The following is a 20,450-nucleotide window of genomic DNA, read 5'->3' on the forward strand; positions in this document are numbered from 1 at the left end:
GTTAAAACGGGCTTATTTACTAGCCCCCTAACAAGCATAAAGGCCACGCATCGGTACCTGATGCGTGGCCTTTATGCTCTATCGGTAGCCTTGGTCTTGTTTTTTACTCTGATTTAAAAACGCCTACCACCTCAATTTGCCCCATGATGTGCTTGTTAAATTCGGCTAGTTCTTCAGCCGGTACCCATAATTCATCATGCACCGGGCCACCCACGTTCTGCACCGGGAACAGGCTAGCGTAGTCGGCCTCAACGGCAAACCGCAACACATAGCCCACGCCGTAATAAGGCACGTTCCAGTCGCGGGCAATTTGCGTGGCGTACGCCTCATTCATTACTGGATAGAAGAATGGCTGCTCTGGCAGGCGCGGCGGAAACTCCAGCCATCCTGAAGCCGCAATCAGATCTAACTCCTGTTGATTGACTGGGCGATACAGAAGCACGGCAGCCGGTTCATGACGCATAAGGGGGTAGCGAGAAGGTATGAAAGAATGGTGCCCTATGTACAGTTGAGGGTTCAGGGACCGATGGCAGCTGGTGGCACAAACCTGCGGCGGAAGGTTACTGCTTTTCCCGGTAGTTCAAAACAACTGCTTTACACGCACTAGGCTCCGCAAGCTCCTAAGCCGCCTAAACGGTTGCAGGGGTCGCGGAGCCTAGTGCTGTAGCGCGCAGTACGGCAGCAGACTCTTGGGTTAAAATTCGTGGAGGCGTTGGGCAATGTTCCAGCGCAGCCCTACGGAAGCCAGCACGCCGCTGCTTTCTGTGAAGTAGGGTACCGCCTGATTCAGAGTGCGGTTACGGTACACCACCTTGCCATCGAGCCAGAGGTTGTGCGCCGCCTGCCAGCTGCCCGTCAGGTCGCCGTGGAACAGGTAGGAGGTAGGGCCGCTGGCAATGACAAACCCATCTTCCCGGATGTTGCCGTTGGCATCGAGGGGGCGGTTGGTGTAGGGCAGCAGCACATTCGAGCCGTAGTTCTGACCCTCGGGGTCGAGGCCTTGCTTAATGAAGAAACCCTTGGCTACCAGGTTCAGGCGGGGTAGGGGCTGGTAGCTCATAATGCCAATCAGCTCCCAGAGGTTAGCACCCATGGGGTGAGCCATAGGCTGCTGGTAGTGCTGGTAGTTGCGGTACTTATCTTGGTGTTGGTAGAGGTAGGGACGGATATAGTTGAATTCGCCCTGAAGATCAAGGTTTTTGATGCCGACGGCATCCACGTACTTACCGCCCAGCTGGAAGGCCTGTTTGTTGGCCCACGAGCCCTTACCGCTGAGGATATCATTGATTCTAAACTCATCTAGCATGAGCTGGCCGTAGAGCTGCACGCGGTTCTTGATGTTCCACTTGAAATCAAGGCCTAGCAATGCATTGTCCTCAGATCCGATTGCTTGCTCGACGTGCCGATAAAAGATAACCGGGTTTAGGTATTGCAGCTCAAAACCGCGCCGGCGCTGCCTAGTTTGGGCTACTGGTTTTGTGTTTGGAAGAAGGTCATGATCCACATAATCGGTTACTTCCTTGTAACCGCTGAATATCACACTTTCGAACACGCCCACATTCAGGTTTGGCATAACATCGAAGCTGAGGTGATGCATGGCCATGTATTTCCGCTCATAGGAATCATCACGGCTGGGGTCGTCGGCCACCATCTGGGTGAACAGGTTCTGGTAATGGAACTTCCAGACGCGCGTGTTCACCTTCAGGAATAGGTAGGGCGCTGAGTAATCGGACAGAAGCAGGCTGCGGTAGCCGTTCCCGATTTGGTTGCGGTCGTGACCGAACTGCAGGCTGATGTGCTTGCTGGCCGCATATGTAAGGTAGCCTCGCGCCGACAGGAAGTCGTATTGGCCACTTTGGTTTTTAAACGGCTTCCAGAAGCCTTCGTGCGGTACATTCAAGTCACGCTCAATGCGGTTCTGTACGTACAGCGGTACAGCCATCTGGTTATCGGCCAAGAAGGTATAGAAGCCCAGCCGCTCGTCAATGGTACCTTCTACCTGTACGCCGCGCGTGTTTAGGAAGGTGTAGTTCTTAGAGCCATCATTATTGCCCAATCCCAGCCCGAGTACTGGGTTTATGCGCAGCGTGAAGTCAGGCGTCTCGACGCTATACAGGTCGGAAGGACGCTGATAGAAATACTTCAGAATCGGCTTTTCGCGCTGGTTGATTTCCGTAGCCTGCTGCGTATTGTGCCAATTGTCGCGCAGCAGGTAGCGGAGGTTAAACCTATCCTGGCGCGACAGGCCCGCGGCTGAGTCCTGCAAAATGCGCTCGGCCAGCCGGGCCACGGCGGCCCGTGTGTACGGCCTCACGGAAGTGTGTGGGTCGCTCAGCGAATCGGGCCCGAGCTTGATCACATACCGGTCGATCAGCCGATAGACATCCGCATCCAAAGGCACAAAGGTGGTGCCCATGGTAGTTTTGGGCTCAGGCGCTGACTCTGGCTTTGGCGGCTCGTTGTATATGCGCCAGTTGCCCAGTCCGTCGGCGGGTGGTGTAGGGGTAGTTTGGGCCGCGGCAGTAGTAGCCAGCAGGCCCGATAGTAAGAGTGTGAGTAGGTAGGATTTTCTCATAAGCAGAGCCGTGTACGCCAAATCTGGCGCATGGGTAGGCAAACCTACGCAGATGCCACAAGATTAGGTGCTACTCCCAGCATTACCGGCGCAGTTCGCTTGTACTGAAGGGCTTTGCGGGGGCGTGTGGCCTAGTAACGCCGGTTGATGAATTATGGTGTGGCGCGTTGCCAGGTCGGGTGCGTTGCCTGGGCATCAAAAGGTGAAGCGCACTTCTACCTTTGCTGCATGCCGCTGCACCTGCTTCGCCACCATGAGCTTGATTTGGATGCCTGGGATGCCTGCGTAGCCGAAGCCCAGCAAAAGGTGCCCTACGCGTATTCGTGGTGGCTGGCGGCCACGGCTGGCCGCTGGGACGCCGTGGTGGAGCAGGACACCGCTACAGGCCACTACCTCTCCCTATTACCGCTGCCCATCAAGCGCCGCCTTTGGGGCCGAGAAGTAGTGCAGCCTCATTTTACGCAGCAACTGGGGCTATTTACTACCCCTCTAAGCCAACACAAGGTCCTTTCAGAGTACTTAGCATTACTGCCCGGGCATTTCACTAGGCTGTTTCTGCAGTTGAACTCGGCCAACACCCTAGTAGCGCCGCCCGCCGGTTTTGCCGCGGCCCAGCGAGTAACATATCAGCTTAGCCTGGGCCCTGAGTATGCAGAGTTGTGGGCGGGCTACACGCCTGATTACAGGCGCCGCTTGCGCTTAAACCAACGACAAACACAGCCATTGCAGGTTGCGGAAACGCAGCAGGCGGATGATCTGATCAGCTTGTTTCGGCAGCAGACAGGAAAAGCGGCTGGCTTAAGGAGTCGTCATTACCAACAGCTGCGGCGCCTGGTGGCTGCGCTTCAGCAGCGAAATGCCATCAGCATACTTGAGGTGCGCCACCCTAGCACCCAAAAGCTGCTGGCCGGGGCGGTGTTTGTGCTGCACGCCGGAGGTGTCATTTACTTATTTGCGGGCGCTTCGGTGGCGGGCAAAAAGATGCATGCCCCATTGCTGCTCCTCGACCACCTAATCTGGCGCTATGCCGGCACCCCTGGGAGTATTCTTGATTTTGAAGGTGGAATGATACCGTCGATTGCTCGTTTTTTCGCCAATTTCGGGGCCGCGCCCGTTCCGTACGTGGCCTTATCCTTCACCAAACGCCCCTGGTATCTGAAATGGATGCGCTGACTCCTAACCCGACTAACCCATCTGCCACCGCTGCTGACTATAGCCGCGTTCACGAGGTATGCGCTGAGCCGTCTATTGCCAACCACTTTTTGGCGGAGCTGCGCGACGTGACCGTACAGCAGGATTCGCTGCGCTTCCGGCGCAACCTGCAGCGCCTCGGCGAAATCATTGCCTACAAAATCAGCTCCCAGCTCAGCTATACCGACCAAACCGTGCGGACGCCCCTGGGCGAGTCGAGCGGCAAGCTGCTCCACGATTTTCCGGTGCTGGCCACTGTACTGCGCGCCGGGCTGCCGTTTCACCAGGGTTTTCTGAATTATTTTGATCAGTCGCCTTCGGCATTTGCGGCCGCATACCGCATCGAGGGTACCGCCCAAGTACAAGTGCAGGTTGACTACTTATCGGCCCCTAGTCTGGATGAACGCGTCCTGATTCTGGTAGATCCCATGCTGGCTTCGGGCAAGTCGTTGGTGCAAACGTACCGGGCCATGCTGCGCTTCGGCACGCCCCGGCAAGTACATATAGCGGCCGTTATTGCCAGTCCGCAGGGCGTGGAGTACGTAACGCGCGAAGTGCCGGAAGCCACCTTGTGGGTAGCCGCCATCGACCAAGGCCTCAACGACCAAGCCTACATTGTGCCCGGCCTCGGCGACGCCGGTGACCTGTCATACGGCAGCAAACTGTAGGGTTACTAGGCTTACGTAGCTAATCAAGTTGCTTGTTTTTCCTAAACATCTGATTTTTACGGACCAGCTGTTCTGAACCTGTTCGCCTTACTGGTGCGTTCATGCACTAGCGTTTCGTTTATCTGACTTTTCATCGTGCTGCCTGCCCTGCTCAAATACGCTTCAGTTTTCGCCATTGGCATGTTCAAGTTCGTGGCCGCGCCCATTGCGGGCGTAGCAGCGGGCTTGCCAATAGGCCTGATCTGGGGTCTCTCAGTAGCCGGCATGATGACGACGGTAATTCTGATTTCCGGAATCGGGCGGGTGTGGGCCTTGCATTTGCGGCGTAAGCGGGAAGAAAAGGGCAAGCCACTTTTCAACCGTCGCAGCCGGGGCATTGTGCGCATCTACCGCCGTTTCGGGATGGTAGGCATTGCCTTTCTCACACCCATCCTGTTCAGTCCTATCGGAGGTACCGTTATTGCCACCCAGCTGCACGTACCGCGCTGGCGTATTCTGGTGCACATGCTCTGGAGTGCGGCACTTTGGGGCATCACCTTCACGCTGCTGGCCGTCAAGTTCAGCCACCTCCCCATCTTCGACCACTACCGCTAAGCGCCTTTCACTAGGCCTCCATAGCTTCTGAACCGTTTCGATTTAAGCACGAAAACGCCCTAGTAAAACCTGCCTACACGTGGCATCGGGTTTTACTAGGGCGTTGTACTGTTGGAATGGGTTACTTGCTCCGGCGGCTGCGGGCGCGGCCTTGAGCGGCGCGGAAAGCTTTAGAAGAGTGCGAAGATGCTTTGCCTTTCGACGGATTGGCTTTGCTACCCTTCTTGCTGCGGTTAGGTCCGGCCATAAACTCTTTGCCCGTGCGCTTGTCAATGGTCACGCCGGGCTTAATCCACTCTTTGCGCTCATGGAAGGCGCCCTGGAAGTTGGGGTCTTCGCGCTTGCGGCGCTCGTCCTTTTCCCGGTCCATGCCCTGTTGCTCATCGAAAGAGGTTTTTACTACCACTACCTCCGGGGGCAAGGGCAGCAGCGGAATTGGCTGCCGAATCAGTTCCTCAATTTGCTGCATGTGGTGCATTTCGGCCTCATTGGCGAAGGTGATGGCCGCACCCGTGTGCTGGGCCCGGCCCGTGCGGCCAATGCGGTGCACATAGTCGTCATACACCAGCGGCACGTCGAAGTTGATAACGTGGCTTACCTGGGGCACATCAATGCCACGGGCCGCTACGTCGGTAGAAACCAGGAAGCGAATTTCACCAGTCTTGAAGGCTTCCATGGCGTTGATGCGCACGTTCTGGCCTTTGTTACCATGAATAACCCGCACCTCACCGTGGGCTTTGCGCTGCAGGAAGCTGGCTACGTTATCGGCGTGCTCCTTGGTACGCGTGAAAATCATGACGCGGTGGAACGTGTCCCAGTCCAGCATCAGGTACTCCAGTAGGTTGATCTTGGTAATCAGGTTCGGAACCTCGTACAAGGTCTGGCTCACGTTCTGGGCCGAAGTAGCGGCCGGCGTTACCTCCACGCGCACCGGAAACTCCAGAAACTCCTCGCTCAGGGTAGTCACCTTATCGGGCATAGTGGCCGAGAACAGCACGTTCTGCCGTTTGCGCGGAATTACCTCCAAAATGCGCCGGATCTGGGGCATAAAGCCCATATCCATCATCTTATCGGCCTCATCCAGCACCAACGTCTTGAGCTCTTTCAGCACCAAGTCGCCGCGCAGATAAATTTCCATCAGTCGGCCCGGCGTAGCAATCAGGATATCAACGCCTTTGGCAATGGTTTCAATCTGGGTTTTGGGCCCCAGGCCACCGTAAATGGCGAAGATGCGCAGATCGGTGTACACGGCCAGCTTCTTGATATGGGCTTCTAGCTGCATGGCCAGCTCCCGCGTGGGGGCCAGAATAAGGGCCCGCGGATGAATACCCTGGGCGTATTTCACCTTCATGAGCAGGGGCAGTCCGAACGCGGCCGTTTTGCCGGTTCCGGTCTGGGCGATGCCTAGTACATCATGGCCGGCCAGCAACAGCGGAATCGTCTGCTCCTGCACAGGGGTGGGCTGCTCAAACCCCGCTTCTGCCACGGCAGTGAGGAGTTGCTTGTTGAGCTTAAAATCGGCAAAGGAAACGGACTGCGGCGTATCGGACATGACAAAAGGGTATTACGAACCACAAAGGTACGGGGAATACCGGCGGCGGAAGTTCAAATACAAAATGGACCTAGGGAAGTTACCACAGTTCGGGTAGCCATTCAAGGCGGAGAACTACGCTAGCAGAACAGCGTGCGGTTGCTAGCAAGCAGGAAACTCAGCGTGCCAGCTACTTACAGCGCTAACACAAAAAAACTCGCACATTTTTTTGCAAATCAGCGGCTGGGCGCTACTTTTGTGACTCCAATACCCAACATGGTAGATATAGCTCAGCTGGTTAGAGCGTCGGATTGTGATTCCGAAGGTCGTGGGTTCGAGCCCCATTATTTACCCATCAAGAAGGCCTCTGCTCCACAGTAGAGGCCTTTTTATTTGCTGATTGCTGCATGTCAGGCTCTTTTTCCGGCCTTTCCGGAAGGATTTGGATATTTGTGGTGTTGCAGCGGCAACAGTGTAGTGCATGAATCACCTTTTACCTCTCTGACCTATGAGTCTGGTTGTTATCGGAACCGTGGCGTTCGACGCCCTGGAAACGCCCTTCGGCAAAACCGACAAGATTGTTGGTGGCGCGGCCACGTACATTGGCCTGTCGGCCTCCTACTCCGTGAAACCTGTGAAGGTAGTAGCAGTAGTCGGCGACGACTTTGCGCAGTCTGATATTCTGTTGCTGCAAGAGCACGGCGTTGATACCGAAGGCCTGCAGATCAAGGAAGGGGAGAAGTCGTTTTTCTGGTCGGGTAAGTATGCGAACGACTTGAACTCGCGCGAGACCCTAGTAACCGAGCTGAATGTACTGGCCGATTTCGACCCGATCATCCCGGACTCTTACCAGGATTGCAAATACCTGATGCTGGGCAACCTCACGCCCCAGATTCAGCGCCTCGTGATTCAGCGCCTCATCAACCGCCCCAAGCTTATCGTGATGGACACGATGAACTTCTGGATGGATGTGGCCATGGAGGAGCTGAAAACTACCATTGAAATGGTGGATGTGCTTAGCATCAACGATGAAGAAGCCCGTCAGCTTTCCGGCCAGCATTCGTTGGTGAAAGCCGCTAAAATCATCATGGATATGGGGCCGAAGTACCTCATCATCAAAAAAGGTGAGCACGGTGCCCTGCTGTTCCACAAGAATAAGGTGTTTTATGCGCCCGCCTTGCCCCTGGAAGAAGTATTTGACCCCACCGGCGCCGGCGACACGTTTGCGGGTGGCTTCATCGGCCACTTAGCCGCCACCGACGACATCAGCTTTGAGAACATGAAGCGCGCCGTAATTCACGGCTCGGCTATGGCTTCCTTCTGCGTAGAGAAATTCGGCACCGAGCGGTTGCTGAACTTGTCACAGGAAGAAATTGAGGCCCGCGAGCAGCAGTTTGCTGATCTGGTAGCTGTGGTTCCAGCCACCGCCGTACAGAACGTATAAGTAGTAACCGGCTTTTTATAAAACCCTGACCATAAACCGGTCAGGGTTTTTTTTGGCCAATATGCTGGCTGGTGTTGGGTACGGCTAAGCTAAACCATACACGTAGGTATGGTATGGGTTGGAGAAGACAGACGACCTAGGAAGGCGCAGCGCGGAAGGTGGAGCTTCTCGCAACCTTGTGGTAGGCAAGCGGGTACAAGTGAGTAGATTTTTTCACTTAAGCACCCACCGCCATGAAAGATCAGCAAAACAAGCCTTCCGATAAAAAGCAGAATACACCTCAGGGCCCCGACGCTATGCAACCCAACGCCGCGCCCGTAGATCCGGAAACCCGCAGCCACTCTAACAGCGGCGGCACGCAGGTTCAGAACAGCAACCAGAACGGCCTCGATGAGGCGGGCAACCACACCCGGAATAATGCCCCCGGTGGCGGCGACAGCGAAAAAGAGCGGACCACGCAGGCGAACAAGCCCCGCCACAACCCGAATCCAAGTCAGCAAAATCAGAAGTAAATAAAGCACAAAGCAAAAAAGCCCTTCCACATCAAGTGGGAGGGCTTTTTTACGTACAACAGGTTTGGGAATAGATGAGGGCTAGGGAACCACCTTCAGCCGTACCACCCGGGTGTCCACATCGCCTTTATCGAAAAAGTCTTGCTCAAACAGGATGGTTTTGTTGTCGAGCCAGCGAGGTTGCGTGCAGCCCCATTCGGTTTGGCGTTCCCATAGCAAGTGGGGCATTCCCCCATCCATCGACCATAGCTGCAGGCCACTAGGCTCAAAACGGGCCAGAACATCGGAGTTGCCGCACACAAAATGCTGGCCATCGGGCGCTATTACGGGCGGGGCCATGAGCTGCGTTCGGCGGCCAGTCCGCTGGTCTACCAGCAGGTAGTAGCCACCCTCGTATAAGTGCACCGAGATAAGCCACTGCTTTATTTCGGGCAGTGTAGCTAGGTACTCAAAAGCCACATTGCGCTCGTCTTCTACGGGGTTATTTACGAGGCGCACTTCTGCGGCGGCCGTGGGGCGCAGGCGCAAAGCCCGTCCGGTGCGTACTACCCGCGGGCCTGCCTTAATGAGGCGGCGCTTTTCTTCGGCCGCAAAATCCAGAAACGACTCTTCCTCCGCTGCCGATGCCGGGTCGGATAGCACCCACGTGGGGCTAGGCAGCTTTTCATATACGGGCCGGGCCGCCGGATATATCCGTAGCACTCGGCCTGGCAGCTGCACTAGGGTGTCTAGGTGCTCAAGGCGGTAGATGCGCGGAGGTTTTGGCGCCGGCAAAGGCTGCACCGCAATATTTGGCCGCGGCTTTTCAGCCGGCTGCATGCGCAGCGAACAGGCTGGCATTGCCACGACCAGCGGCAACACGGCCGCCACGGTACGAAACCGAAACATGAGTAGGGTAGGCTTGATTCGAAATGCGTGACGTCTGGTGGACAGGGAACGAAAAGGAAAATGCAGCAATAGAGTTCCGCTCTTCATGAATTTACGCGGAATTCCGAGCACAGGGGTTGTTTATTTCGCCCTGACCAGGCGCTGGGGGTATTCATTTGGGCTGGGTTGAGAAGGAGGCTTGGTGGTGTAGGCAAGGCTAGTAACGGGCCAGACCGGAGCGCAACGTGAAAAGGCAGATGAGGCCAGCAGGGCTAGAAGTCCTGCTTGATCCACTGCTGGAAGCTGGCTTGCTGCTCTGGAGTAGTAACGGCCAATTTCTCTACTGTCACCTTCTGCCAGAACCGATGCCCCGGGTCAGCTACCAGCGGCACCGTTACCAGCCGGTTTTGGCGAAACACCGTTATTTCGTGTTGGTCGGCTCCGTCGCTGAGTAGGTTGTGCAGGTTCATATCCACCCGGCGTCCATTCACGGCTACAATCTCATCATCAACCGTCAGGCTCAAGGCCGCCGGCGAGTCAGGCAGAATGCTTAACACCTGCGTCCGCTCATTCTTGACATTGGTGCGGAAGCCATATGTACCTTCCGAAGCCGAGGCATTTTCCTCTATCTGCAACCGGCAGCCCACAAAGCCCAGCACCCGATTCAGGGGCTCTTCCAGCGGAGCTGTGCCGTAAATAAACTTATCAAAATACGCCTGCATGTCGCGCCCGGCGATTTCGTTCACAATGCGGATATAATCTTCCTCAGTGTACCCGATGCCAGTTTGACCAAACTCCTCCCAGAGGCGGCGCATTACATCATCAAGGCTGCGCTGGTGGTTGGACAACTGACGCAATGTCAAATCAAGTAGCAGCGCTACCAATGCTCCTTTATGATACACTGACACCTTCCGGTCTGGAATGCCGGGCTTGTAGCCATCTAGCCATAAGTCCATGCTGGCATCAGCTACAGAAAGGTGGTAGCGGCCATAGTCATCAAAGTGCTTGCGCAGCACCGTGTTCAGCTCCTGAAAATACTGGTCGACGGTTCGCACGCCCGCGCGGGCTAGCAGATACTCGCCGTAATAGGTAGTAATACCTTCTGCAATGAAACACGTCCGGAAGTAGTTTTCCCTGGCGTAGTCGTACGGCTGCATTTCGGCGGGCCGGATGCTTTTGATATTCCAGGCGTGAAACAGTTCGTGGCAGCTTACACCCAGCAACTCCTTATACAGCCCCTCCGTCATGAGCAACTCAGCGGGGCCTAGCGTAATAACTGTTGAGTTCAGGTGCTCTACGCCATGGTAATGAGGGTAGGGCAGAATTTGGTTGAGAAAATGATAGTCTTGGGCCGGAAAAGAGCCGAATAAGGCCAGCTGCTCGGCACTGAAGGCCCGGAAATCCTGCACCAGCTGCGCCCAGTCAACCGGGCACTCGCCCTGTATCCAGATGTAGAAAGGCAGGCCCTTTACCTCGTAGTTGCGGTATTGCAGTGTAGGGCTGGCAATCAGCGGCGAGTCAGCGAGGTGGTCGAAGCTTTGGGCCTGCAGCGTGTTGGGTCCGCTTTGGGGCAGGCCGCAGGCAATCTGCCAGCCATCGGGCAAATCCAGCGTCAGTTGGCAGGTTTCCTGCTGGCGGCCTTCCACATACATGAAGCCCTGCACCGGGTTCAGATATAGTTGCGTTTCATCCAGCCACGAGCCGCCGGCGTCCATTTGGTGGGCGTAGAAGTTGTAGCGCACGCGCACCGTACGCCCGGCTGCCCCCGTTACCTGCCACCGGTCCTTGGTTACCTTCCGGGTACTAAAGGGCTGCGCGGTAGCCGCATCTTCAATCACCACATGTTGCAGCTTCTGCGCAAAATTTTGAAGCTCATAGCGGCCTGGGCGCCACGCCGGAAGCTGTAGTTCCAGCGCCTCTGTGGCCGATGAAGCCACTTCAAAGGTCATTTGAAGCTGAACGTAGAAGGTAAGCGGGTTCTCAAACGAAACGTGGTAGTGAATCATGGAAGCGTGGGGCGGCAGAGGCCGGTAAACCTGACGTAAAGCTACGAATTTGCGGGGGCGCGCCCGTTGGTTTCCCTACGTTATTAGGCAGAAAAGCACCGAAGCCAGCGGGCCGATTTGCGGTGACCCGAAACACATTAGGCCATAAAAAGCCGCCCAAGGCATTGCCTTTTTCAAATCATACAGTTACCTTTGCCGGCCTTACCTGTCACTGAGTCACTTAACAATATCATGAAACGTACTTTTCAGCCCTCGCAGCGCAAGCGCCGCAACAAGCACGGTTTTCGCTCGCGTATGGAGACCGTTAACGGCCGTAGCGTAATCGCTCGTCGTCGTGCCAAAGGCCGCAAGCGCCTGACCGTATCCGACGAAGGTCGTCATAAGCGCTAAGCCGCTGCCGGCGCCTGTGCAGCCGCCGCTCCCGCCGATGAACACCACGCTGGGGGCGCGCTCCTACTCGTTTCCGAAAGAAGAACATCTGTGTCGTAAAAAGCTTATTGAAGAGCTTTTCGGCCGGGGTTCTTCTTTTGGTTTATACCCCCTGCGGTTGGTATGGCTACCAGCAGCGGAGTTCAGCACCGCGCCGCCGCAGGTGCTGGTGAGCGTCAGCAAGCGTAGTTTTAAGCGCGCCGTTGACCGCAATTATCTTAAGCGCCTGATGCGCGAGGCGTATCGCCTAAATAAATATAGGTTAGTAGAAGCTGCCGGTGGACACCGTATTGGGCAGTTGGCAATTATCTATTCCGGAAAGGAAAAAAAGCCTTTCACGCTGGTTGAAAAAAAATTAATTTCAGGGCTAGAGCGTTTGCTCACCGAGACTGGTGCAACTCCTGAGCGAGCTGCCGGTTCTTAGGTACAAATGGCTCGTCGTCCGGAAGGTTCACCTGAAAGTGGAACCCGGCAGCGAGGCAAACTGTAGGGTCGTTTAGTTGCTTTCAGCCCCGTTTATGCGCAAAAAATCTTTGGTAGCTACTGCCTTGCTAGGTGGGGCTGCTCTACTCGTATCGTTCCGCTCGGCTAGTGATAATGAGCGGTATTTCGAAATAGCCAAGAACCTCGACATTTTCGCTACCCTGTTCAAGGAAGTGAATACGTATTACGTAGACGAGGTGCCGCCCGCAAAAATGGTGAAGACGGGTATTGATGCGATGCTCAAGTCGCTGGACCCCTACACCAATTACATTCCCGAAGACGATATTGAGGATTTCCGTACGCTCACGACGGGGCAGTACGGCGGCATTGGCGCGGTAGTAGTGAAGCGCAACAGCCGCACGGTAGTGCAATCGGCATATGAGGGCTACCCTGCTCAGAAGGCCGGACTGCTACCCGGCGACGAAATTCTGAGCATTAATGGCGTTGCGGTTGATAAAAAAACCAACGCCGACATTAGCAAGCTGCTGAAAGGCCAGGCCAACTCTCAGGTAAAGCTGATGGTAACGCGCTACGGCCAGGATGCGCCCGTTGAAATCAACATCACCCGCGACAAGATTCAGGTAGATAATGTGCCCTATTACGGCATGCTGACGCCCGAAATTGGCTACTTTCAGCTCTCAGGCTTTACGGTAGATGCCGGCAAGGAAGTACGGCTGGCCGTGGCCAAACTCAAGGAGCAAGGCGCCAAAAAGCTGGTGTTTGATATTCGGGATAACCCCGGCGGACTGCTCAATGAAGCCGTAAATATCTCCAACCTGTTCGTGGACAAGGGCAAGGATATCGTGAGCACCAAAGGCAAAGTTTCGGACTGGAATAAGACTTATAAGGCTCTGGATGCTCCCTTGGACACCCAGATTCCGATGGTGGTTATCACCAGCAACCGTTCTGCTTCTGCCTCTGAAATCGTGTCGGGTGTGCTACAGGACTACGACCGGGCCGTGCTGGTGGGAGAGCGGACGTTTGGGAAAGGCCTGGTGCAGGCTACCCGTCCGCTGAGCTACAACTCCCAGCTGAAAGTAACTACTGCTAAGTATTACATTCCGAGCGGACGCTGCATTCAAGAAATAGATTACACGCACCGCGCCGATGATGGCACCCTAGGCAAAGTGCCCGACTCATTGCGTACGGCTTTCAAAACGTTGGCTGGCCGCACTGTATTCGATGGGGGAGGAGTAGCACCTGACGTAGAGGTGCAGGACCGGGAAATTGCCGACGTTACTCGCGTGATTTTGCAGAAGAGCTACCTCTTCGACTATGCTACCCGGTACCGGGCTGAGCACCCAACCATTGCCGCTGCCCGGCAATTCAAGCTCACGGAAGCCGACTATCAGAAGTTTGTTGATTACCTCAAAGGCAAAGACATCAACTACAGCACCGACGCCGAAAAAGCGCTAGCCGACCTCTCTAAGAAAGTGAAGGAAGAAAAGCACTACGACGATGTAAAGGCTGAGCTGGAAGCCATGCGTAAAAAGGTAACCACTAACAAGGCCAATGACCTGATGCGCTTCAAGCCCGAAATTAAGGAGCTGCTGGAGCAGGAAATCGTGTCGCGCTATTACTTCCAGAAGGGAAGCGTAGAGGCTAGCTTCGATGACGACCCCAACATCCTGATGGCCATGAACGTGCTCAACGATCAATCGCGCTATGCCGCTTTGCTCAAGCCGGGTACTGTAGAAGCCAAGACGCGCCCGGAAGCGAAACGCAGCACCGCCGGCGGTAAGTAGGACCCCTAGTATTGAAAACAGAGAAAGCAGCCTCATCTTCGGGCTGCTTTTTCTGTTTAACCTGGGTTTAGATGAGTGATTTTATACTGCGTGCGAAGCATTGGCAAGTTTTCCTGATGACAGTGGTAGCATTGTTTTTGACGAATTTCACCATCGAGGACTCCGCATTGCTTACAGGGATAGTCGGTGCTATAGGTTACTGCCTTTACTTCGTTTGGTTTGCTGTAATGGGTAATACTCTGTTTTCGCATATGCCGCGTGAAATAGAATATAGCCTGACGTGGTTTTTGATCAATATATTCCTGGTTGCTGTTAGTTGTGCTTCTTCAGCAATTCTGATGGGAAATCATACTTATCATGCACAAGGTGTAGAAGCACTTCCCGGTTTCTACTTTTTCTTCGCCATGATACATGTACCTTGGTTTCTCGCCGTATCTCTTGTTGCTATTGAAAAAAAACGCAAACCTGAGTTCGGATTTTATTTCGGCACTCTGATATTGTTCTTATTCTGGCCTATTGGTTTGTGGTTTATTCAGCCACGCTTGAATAAGGTGTGGAGGCAGCAGCAGTGAGAAAATTACGCAGTAGAAAGTAGCTTCTGCGTGGCAGCCGTACCTTTGCTGTATGCCCACACTGCTACTTTCCCTCGAAACGTCTTCGCCTGTCTGCTCCGTTGCCCTGCACCGTATTGATACCGGAAAACTAGTGGGCCAGTCGGAGTTGCGGCTGGAGAAGTCGCACTCTTCGCACCTGAGCGTGCTAGTACATCAGCTACTCGAAAACAGCTTGCATACGCTACCGGACCTAGCAGCCGTAGCTATTTCTGATGGGCCGGGCTCGTACACGGGGTTGCGCATTGGGGCTGCCGCCGCGAAAGGCTTGTGTTATGCGCTGGATATTCCGCTACTAGCTGTAAGTACGCTGCAAAGTCTTGCCCACCAAGTAGCTGCCGTTACGGCGCGGCCAGAGCAGTTTCTGTTTTGCCCCATGCTGGATGCTCGCCGGATGGAAGTATACGCCGGCCTCTACCGCCACGACAGCACTGAAGTGCTAGCTCCCACGCCCCTGCTTTTAGATGAGCACACCCTGGCCGAACAATTGGCCCACCACTCGGTGTTATTCTTTGGAAACGGAGCGGCAAAGTTTCAGCCTTTGGTAAACGCATCTGCTCAAGCGGGCTTTCTTGCTGGTATTGAGCCTTCGGCCGTATCAGTAGGTGCGCTGGCGTTGGGTGCGTATAAGCGGCAGGAGTTCCGCAGCGTAGCGTACTACGAGCCGTTTTACCTCAAGGAAGTATACACAACTACTCCTAAACCAAGAACCTAATGCATGCGGGCTAGAGCATTGATTTGTCTGCTCATCTTTTACGCCCCAAGCTTTTTACTGCTACTTCATCATGGAAGAATTTGTTAACCGCGTAGCCCAAAGCGCCCTTACCACACTTAACCTAGAGGATTTTATCCATCCGGGCGAGCGGGTAGTGTACGACATCAAGGAAAACTTATTCCACGGCCTGATGCTGCGTGAGAAGGATTTCCGCGAGTTCATTAAAACCCACGACTGGAGCCAGTATGATGGCAAGAACGTGGCCATCATCTGCTCGGCAGATGCTATTGTGCCCACCTGGGCCTATATGCTGCTGGCCAGTAAGCTGCAAAACCACGCCCACCGGTACACCTTTGGTAGCCTAGAAGCGCTGGAGCAGGAGCTGTTTCATGAAGCCATTGCTGCCATTGACCCGGAGCAGTATCAGGATGCTAAGCTGGTAGTAAAAGGCTGCGGCGACAAACCCGTGCCTACCTACGCATATGTGGCCATCATGCAAAAGCTACTCCCTGTTGCGAGTAGTATTATGTATGGCGAGCCATGCAGCACCGTGCCGCTGTATAAGCGCCCTAAAGTGGTGCAGGCGTAAACACCTATAGTAACACTTCCGGCTTCTGGCGTGCCTAGGGCCGCGAAAGAGCCTTATCGGGAAGAGCGGTCTGTCAGAGATCTGATGGGTTTGCTTTGCCTGGTGAGGCTCTTTGCATGAGAGGAAGGCTAGTATTGCAGGCAATAGCTGCATCTTTAGCCCTCAATACCTCTTCCGCATGGCTCAAAATTCTGCTTCTACCTACAAAATCAGCGTTCTGGCGGGCATTGCCATTGTGGTGGCCAATATGGTGGGAACAGGAGTTTTCACTAGCCTCGGATTTCAGGTAGTGAGCATTCAGAGTGGTTTTGCGCTGCTTATGTTGTGGGCTGTTGGCGGCCTTATTGCGTTGTGCGGCGCTTTGAGCTACGGCGAGCTGGCCGCTGCTATGCCCCGCTCGGGTGGCGAGTATCATTACCTCTCCCAGATTTACCACCCGGCCGTTGGGTTTTTGTCGGGGTGGGTTTCGGCTACGGTGGGGTTTGCGGCTCCCACAGCCCTAGCAGCTATGGCGCTGGGGCGCTATGCCCAGAGTGTGTGGCCAACTGTTTCGGCGCCGGCATTGTCGGTTGCCGTGGTAGTGGCGCTGGCTGTGGTGCACTCAACTAATCGGCTGGTTGGAAGCCGGGTGCAGGTGTTTATAACCGGTATTAAGGTAGTGGTGTTGGTGGCCTTTGTGGGGGCTGGGCTGCTGGTAGCTACTCCGCAACCGTTGTCCTTTCTGCCCCACGCCCCCTCCGACTGGCAACAGCTCCTCAGCCCTGCCTTTGCGGTTTCGTTGGTGTATGTGTCGTATGCCTACTCGGGCTGGAATGCAGCGGTGTACCTCACGGGTGAGGTGGCGCGGCCCCAACAAAACCTGCCACGCATCCTGCTGACGGGCACGGCCATCGTACTCTTATTATATATAGCGCTCAACTTCGTCTTTCTATATTCAACGCCTCTTCCTAAGCTGGCTGGTCAGGTAGAAGTGGGCTTTGTGGTAGCTTCTGAGCTGTTCGGCTCGGCGGCCGGTCGGCTAATGGGCGGCGCCATAGCCGTATTGCTCGTCTCCACAGTCAGCTCCATGGTTTTCGCGGGGCCACGTATTGTGCAGGTAATGGGCGAGGACTTGCCGGCCCTGCGGCCCCTAGCACAGCGTAGCTCCAAGGGCATTCCGGTGCGGGCCACCATCTTTCAAACGTTACTTACCCTCGTGTTTATCCTGACGGCTACGTTCGAGCAGGTATTGCTGTACGCGGGATTTGTGCTGAGCCTGTTCACATTCCTGACGGTGCTAGGACTGTTTGTGCTGCGCTTACGCCGGCCCGATCTGCCGCGCCCTTACCGCGCCTGGGGCTACCCCATCACCCCTCTGCTGTTTTTACTGCTGAATGGCTGGACGCTCCGGTTTATTGCCCAAGACAAGCCACTCGAAACGCTGTATGGCTTGGGCACGCTGGCGTTGGGGTTGGTAGTGTATTTTGTAAGTCAGTACGTTTTCCGACGGCCTCGCGCAGCCGCGTAGCCGCACTTCAGGGCAGTTGGTACCCTAGTATATAGTTGCCCGGTTTTCTGCATTTGATGTCGCTCAGTGGCTTTGCTTGAAACGATGCCCTAGTCACGGAATTCTGCTGCCACCAGCCCGATGCACTCGCATCATCCGGATAGGTGCTTACTTTCGCCTCTTCTCAACTCTAGAATAGATATGCGTTTTTCTGCTGTCCGGTTTCTGTTGCCGGTTCTGGTTGCCTGCTTGGCCTCCTGCTCCGAGTCTTCCACAAAAACTGAAAAGCCTGCGGCAACCGCTCCAGCCGCCACTACAGATTCACTAGGCACCGCGCCTGCCCCAACCCCCAAAGCCGAGGTTGCGGCAGATACGTCCACTACCCAGGCGGTAGCCGCGTACCTGGCCGGCCTCCCCTCCAGCCATAAAAGCGTACAGGAGCTTACGGCCCAGCCCGCTTGGCAAGCGTACGCCACCGACGCGGATAAAAGCTGGACTACCTACCATAGCAGCCGGACCGCTAAAATTGAAAGCTGGGCGCAATCGGAGCTTGCCGCTGTGCAGAAGGCTAGTCCGGTTATTTTCTACCCGTTCAGTGGGCCTGATTTCCTGAATGCTACCACCATGTTTCCGGAAAGCAGTACGTATGTGCTGATTGGGCTGGAACCAGTGGGCACGTTGCCGTCTCAGGAAGCCCTGGCCAATCCGAAACTGTTCACGGAACTGAAAGGCTCCCTTTGGTCGGTGCTGAACTTCAGCTTTTTCCGGACCAATGATATGGCTGTTAACCTCAAATCAGTGGAGCTAGATGGCGCCTTGCCACTCCTAATGCTGTTTGCGGCGCGCACCAACCATCAGGTCGCCGCGGTGCGTTACGTGCAGCTCTCACCGGCCGGCGAAATCCTCGATGCCGATACGGCTCTCATTCGCAAGCCGGGCCCAAAAGTGATTCCGGGGGTTGAGCTGAAGCTAAAAACCAAGGAAGGCCAGGAAAAGAAGCTGGTATATTTCTCTGCCGACCTCAGCGACTGGAAGCTGGGCACCACCAAAGAAGCGGCGCTTACCTACGTGCGCAACCTCGGCCCCCTGACTACCTATGTCAAGTCGGCCACTTATCTTATGCACAAGCCTTACTTCAGCAAAGTCCGCAACCTGATTCTGGAACGCAGCAACTACGTGTTGCAAGATGACTCGGGTATTGCCATGAAGTACTTCCAGCCCACCGATTGGCAGTTTACGTTTTACGGCACCTATAAGCGCCCCATCAATTTGTTCGCCAAGTTCTATCAACCTGCCCTCACCACAGCCTACCTCGATTCAGTGAGCAAACCCCGGCCTCTTCCCTTCGGCACCGGCTACAACTGGCGGCAGAATGACTCTAACCTATTGCTGGCCCAGCGCGCTAGCCTGCTACAAGAGTAATTGTTGGTGTTGGCTACCACAAGCTAATAGTAGCTACCCTTTTGTAACAAAGACTTCACGCGTGCAGAAAGGGTAGGGGAGAGGTGATTTTGCTACCTTATTAGTATGAAGCGAAAAGCCTTCCTGTATTTGCTAGGGGCACTACTGCTCGGAACTGGTCTTACCAGCCTACGATTCCGGACACAAGATCCACTTCCCCTCAATCGGCGGGTTCCCAATAGCCCTTTGCTTGATAGCCTGCTTCGCAGCGACCCAAAGCTTCTGCCAGTAGCAACGCGGGCCGCTACCTACGAGCTGCAAATCATCTATACCCAAATCAACCGCGATGCGCAGCAACAGCCGCATTTCGTGCAGCATGATTTCCGCCTCGATGCGCGTCAGTACTTCAATCCGGCCAGTTTAGTTAAGCTGCCAGTTGCCGCATTAGCCCTCGAAAAGCTAAATACGCTACGTCGGCCTGGCCTTACCCGCCGCTCGCCCATGGCTACTGGGGTAGCGTTTCGATGCCAGACGGCCGCACCCTACATCATGTCCGCCGACTCCGATCGAATAAACACCGTCGGTAATCATATCAAGCGGATGTTGCTGGTCAGCGACAACCAAGCCTACAACCGGCTGTATGAGTTTCTAGGCCAGCGGCCCCTCAATGAACGCCTCAGCTTCCTAGGGTATCCCGATGCTCGAATCGTGCGCCGTTTCGCTCCCTGCGACACAGGAGCTAACCGCTACACCAACCCCATAGAATTCCGGAACCCGACCAGTAGCCTTATATGCTATCAGCAACCTGCTGCCGTAAACTCAAAGCCCTTTTCATTTCCGCTAGGTCCCATCCGGAAGGGAAAGGCCCACCAAGCAGGTGGGCGCATAGTGCCAGGCCCCTATGACTTCACTACGGCTAACTACCTACCGCTGCAGAATAGCACCGATATGCTCAAGGCTGTTCTCTTCCCGGAGTCTGTAGGCCCAGAGAAGCGCTTCTCTCTTACGCCCGATGACTATGCCTTTCTCCGCTATTACCTTCGGAATACGCCCCACAGCGCTGGTTATACTCTCTATACCTCACCTCGCTACTTTGATGCGTATAAGAAGTACCTCTATTATGGCCGTAACCCGAAGAGTGCTACATCAACCAACCTCTCTATATATAATGTGGTAGGCATGTCGCACGGGTACCTGGCCGATGTAGCCTATTTCGCCGACCCACAAAACAGCACAGAATTCATGCTCAGCGCTGTTTTGTATGTCAACAGCGACAACATCATCAATGATGGAGTATATGAATACGAATCTGTCGGAATGCCCTTTCTAGCTGCTCTGGGCAAAGCTGTATACCGCTATGAGTTGCAACAGCCACGCACCATCTCTCCTGTACTATCAGAGGTACTGACTTCAGAAGTAATAAAATGAGATTTGACTGCAGATAATTAGCTATAGTAACTGCCTGATCAAGTGGTAGAAGTATTAGGGACGAGTAAAGCGTAAGGTGGCCTTAAACGAAAAAGATGGAACGTAGGTTTGGAAGTTAACTTTCGACCGTGCACTTTTGCACTCCCAAACCGGAACGCGGCAGGGGTTCAGCCCC

General features: G+C 54.8%; 19 protein-coding genes and 1 tRNA gene. 15 read left to right on the plus strand and 5 right to left on the minus strand.

Going from position 1 to position 20,450, the window contains the following annotated elements:
- Nucleotides 1-103: 103 nt before the first annotated feature.
- Together ACYVHC_RS17875 and ACYVHC_RS17880 are read right to left on the minus strand one after the other, a co-directional pair.
- Entirely contained in the window at nucleotides 104-463 is a 360-nt protein-coding gene (locus tag ACYVHC_RS17875; RefSeq protein WP_460615155.1) for a hypothetical protein, read from the minus strand.
- A gap of 231 nt (nucleotides 464-694) precedes the next feature.
- Nucleotides 695-2,575, minus strand: a complete 1,881-nt coding sequence (locus tag ACYVHC_RS17880; protein WP_460615156.1) for a hypothetical protein — start codon at nucleotides 2,573-2,575, stop codon at nucleotides 695-697.
- Nucleotides 2,576-2,803: 228 nt separating this feature from the next.
- On the opposite strand from ACYVHC_RS17880, the gene ACYVHC_RS17885 reads away from it, so the two are divergent.
- From ACYVHC_RS17885 to ACYVHC_RS17895, 3 genes are all read left to right on the plus strand, one after another.
- Nucleotides 2,804-3,748, plus strand: a complete 945-nt coding sequence (locus ACYVHC_RS17885; RefSeq protein WP_460615157.1) for a GNAT family N-acetyltransferase — start codon at nucleotides 2,804-2,806, stop codon at nucleotides 3,746-3,748.
- Nucleotides 3,736-4,434: a uracil phosphoribosyltransferase gene (gene upp / locus ACYVHC_RS17890; protein ID WP_460615158.1), complete on the plus strand. Its 699-nt coding sequence runs from the start codon at nucleotides 3,736-3,738 to the stop codon at nucleotides 4,432-4,434. The genes ACYVHC_RS17885 and upp overlap by 13 nt, the downstream gene beginning before the upstream one ends.
- A 135-nt stretch (nucleotides 4,435-4,569) precedes the next feature.
- Nucleotides 4,570-5,028: a hypothetical protein gene (locus ACYVHC_RS17895; protein ID WP_460615159.1), complete on the plus strand. Its 459-nt coding sequence runs from the start codon at nucleotides 4,570-4,572 to the stop codon at nucleotides 5,026-5,028.
- 121 nt (nucleotides 5,029-5,149) lie between these two features.
- Here the strand turns inward: ACYVHC_RS17895 and ACYVHC_RS17900 are convergent, their stop codons facing one another.
- On the minus strand, nucleotides 5,150-6,580 hold the full coding sequence (locus ACYVHC_RS17900) for a DEAD/DEAH box helicase (RefSeq protein WP_460615160.1): 1,431 nt from the start codon (nucleotides 6,578-6,580) through the stop codon (nucleotides 5,150-5,152).
- A 258-nt stretch (nucleotides 6,581-6,838) separates the two neighbouring features.
- On the opposite strand from ACYVHC_RS17900, the gene ACYVHC_RS17905 reads away from it, so the two are divergent.
- The 3 genes from ACYVHC_RS17905 (at nucleotide 6,839) to ACYVHC_RS17915 (ending at nucleotide 8,515) form a co-directional block, all read left to right on the plus strand.
- Nucleotides 6,839-6,912 (plus strand) — tRNA-His (locus ACYVHC_RS17905).
- Between the two features lie 155 nt (nucleotides 6,913-7,067).
- Complete coding sequence (locus tag ACYVHC_RS17910) at nucleotides 7,068-8,003, plus strand: carbohydrate kinase family protein (RefSeq protein ID WP_460615161.1); 936 nt, start codon at nucleotides 7,068-7,070, stop codon at nucleotides 8,001-8,003.
- 233 nt (nucleotides 8,004-8,236) lie between these two features.
- Nucleotides 8,237-8,515: a hypothetical protein gene (locus tag ACYVHC_RS17915; protein ID WP_460615162.1), complete on the plus strand. Its 279-nt coding sequence runs from the start codon at nucleotides 8,237-8,239 to the stop codon at nucleotides 8,513-8,515.
- Nucleotides 8,516-8,596: 81 nt separating this feature from the next.
- Here ACYVHC_RS17915 and ACYVHC_RS17920 read toward each other — a convergent pair whose 3' ends face one another.
- Complete coding sequence (locus ACYVHC_RS17920; protein ID WP_460615163.1) at nucleotides 8,597-9,403, minus strand: hypothetical protein; 807 nt, start codon at nucleotides 9,401-9,403, stop codon at nucleotides 8,597-8,599.
- Nucleotides 9,404-9,654: 251 nt separating this feature from the next.
- Nucleotides 9,655-11,388, minus strand: coding sequence for a M61 family metallopeptidase (locus ACYVHC_RS17925; protein WP_460615164.1), 1,734 nt, complete (start codon nucleotides 11,386-11,388; stop codon nucleotides 9,655-9,657).
- Between the two features lie 231 nt (nucleotides 11,389-11,619).
- Between ACYVHC_RS17925 and rpmH the strand changes: the two genes are divergently transcribed.
- The 9 genes from rpmH (at nucleotide 11,620) to ACYVHC_RS17970 (ending at nucleotide 20,275) form a co-directional block, all read left to right on the plus strand.
- Entirely contained in the window at nucleotides 11,620-11,778 is a 159-nt protein-coding gene (gene rpmH / locus ACYVHC_RS17930) for a 50S ribosomal protein L34 (protein WP_044000868.1), read from the plus strand.
- Between the two features lie 37 nt (nucleotides 11,779-11,815).
- Nucleotides 11,816-12,241 (plus strand): ribonuclease P protein component, encoded by a 426-nt coding sequence (locus tag ACYVHC_RS17935; protein WP_460615165.1) that lies wholly within the window; start codon nucleotides 11,816-11,818, stop codon nucleotides 12,239-12,241.
- A gap of 94 nt (nucleotides 12,242-12,335) precedes the next feature.
- The gene (locus ACYVHC_RS17940; protein ID WP_460615166.1) at nucleotides 12,336-14,045 is read left to right on the plus strand and encodes a S41 family peptidase; all 1,710 of its coding nucleotides are present in this window, start codon (nucleotides 12,336-12,338) and stop codon (nucleotides 14,043-14,045) included.
- Nucleotides 14,046-14,116: 71 nt separating this feature from the next.
- Nucleotides 14,117-14,617: a hypothetical protein gene (locus ACYVHC_RS17945; protein WP_460615167.1), complete on the plus strand. Its 501-nt coding sequence runs from the start codon at nucleotides 14,117-14,119 to the stop codon at nucleotides 14,615-14,617.
- A gap of 52 nt (nucleotides 14,618-14,669) precedes the next feature.
- A complete protein-coding gene (gene tsaB / locus ACYVHC_RS17950) occupies nucleotides 14,670-15,371 on the plus strand; it encodes a tRNA threonylcarbamoyladenosine biosynthesis protein TsaB (protein ID WP_460615168.1) in 702 nt (233 codons plus the stop codon).
- Nucleotides 15,372-15,441: 70 nt separating this feature from the next.
- Nucleotides 15,442-15,960 carry a DUF2480 family protein gene (locus ACYVHC_RS17955; RefSeq protein ID WP_460615169.1) on the plus strand — a complete coding sequence of 173 codons (519 nt, stop codon included), beginning with the start codon at nucleotides 15,442-15,444 and terminating at the stop codon, nucleotides 15,958-15,960.
- A 178-nt stretch (nucleotides 15,961-16,138) separates the two neighbouring features.
- Nucleotides 16,139-17,467, plus strand: coding sequence for an APC family permease (locus ACYVHC_RS17960; RefSeq protein WP_460615170.1), 1,329 nt, complete (start codon nucleotides 16,139-16,141; stop codon nucleotides 17,465-17,467).
- Between the two features lie 180 nt (nucleotides 17,468-17,647).
- Nucleotides 17,648-18,868, plus strand: a complete 1,221-nt coding sequence (locus tag ACYVHC_RS17965) for a hypothetical protein (protein WP_460615171.1) — start codon at nucleotides 17,648-17,650, stop codon at nucleotides 18,866-18,868.
- A gap of 105 nt (nucleotides 18,869-18,973) precedes the next feature.
- Entirely contained in the window at nucleotides 18,974-20,275 is a 1,302-nt protein-coding gene (locus tag ACYVHC_RS17970; protein WP_460615172.1) for a serine hydrolase, read from the plus strand.
- Nucleotides 20,276-20,450 lie beyond the last annotated feature (175 nt).

Source organism: Hymenobacter seoulensis, assembly GCF_054780535.1.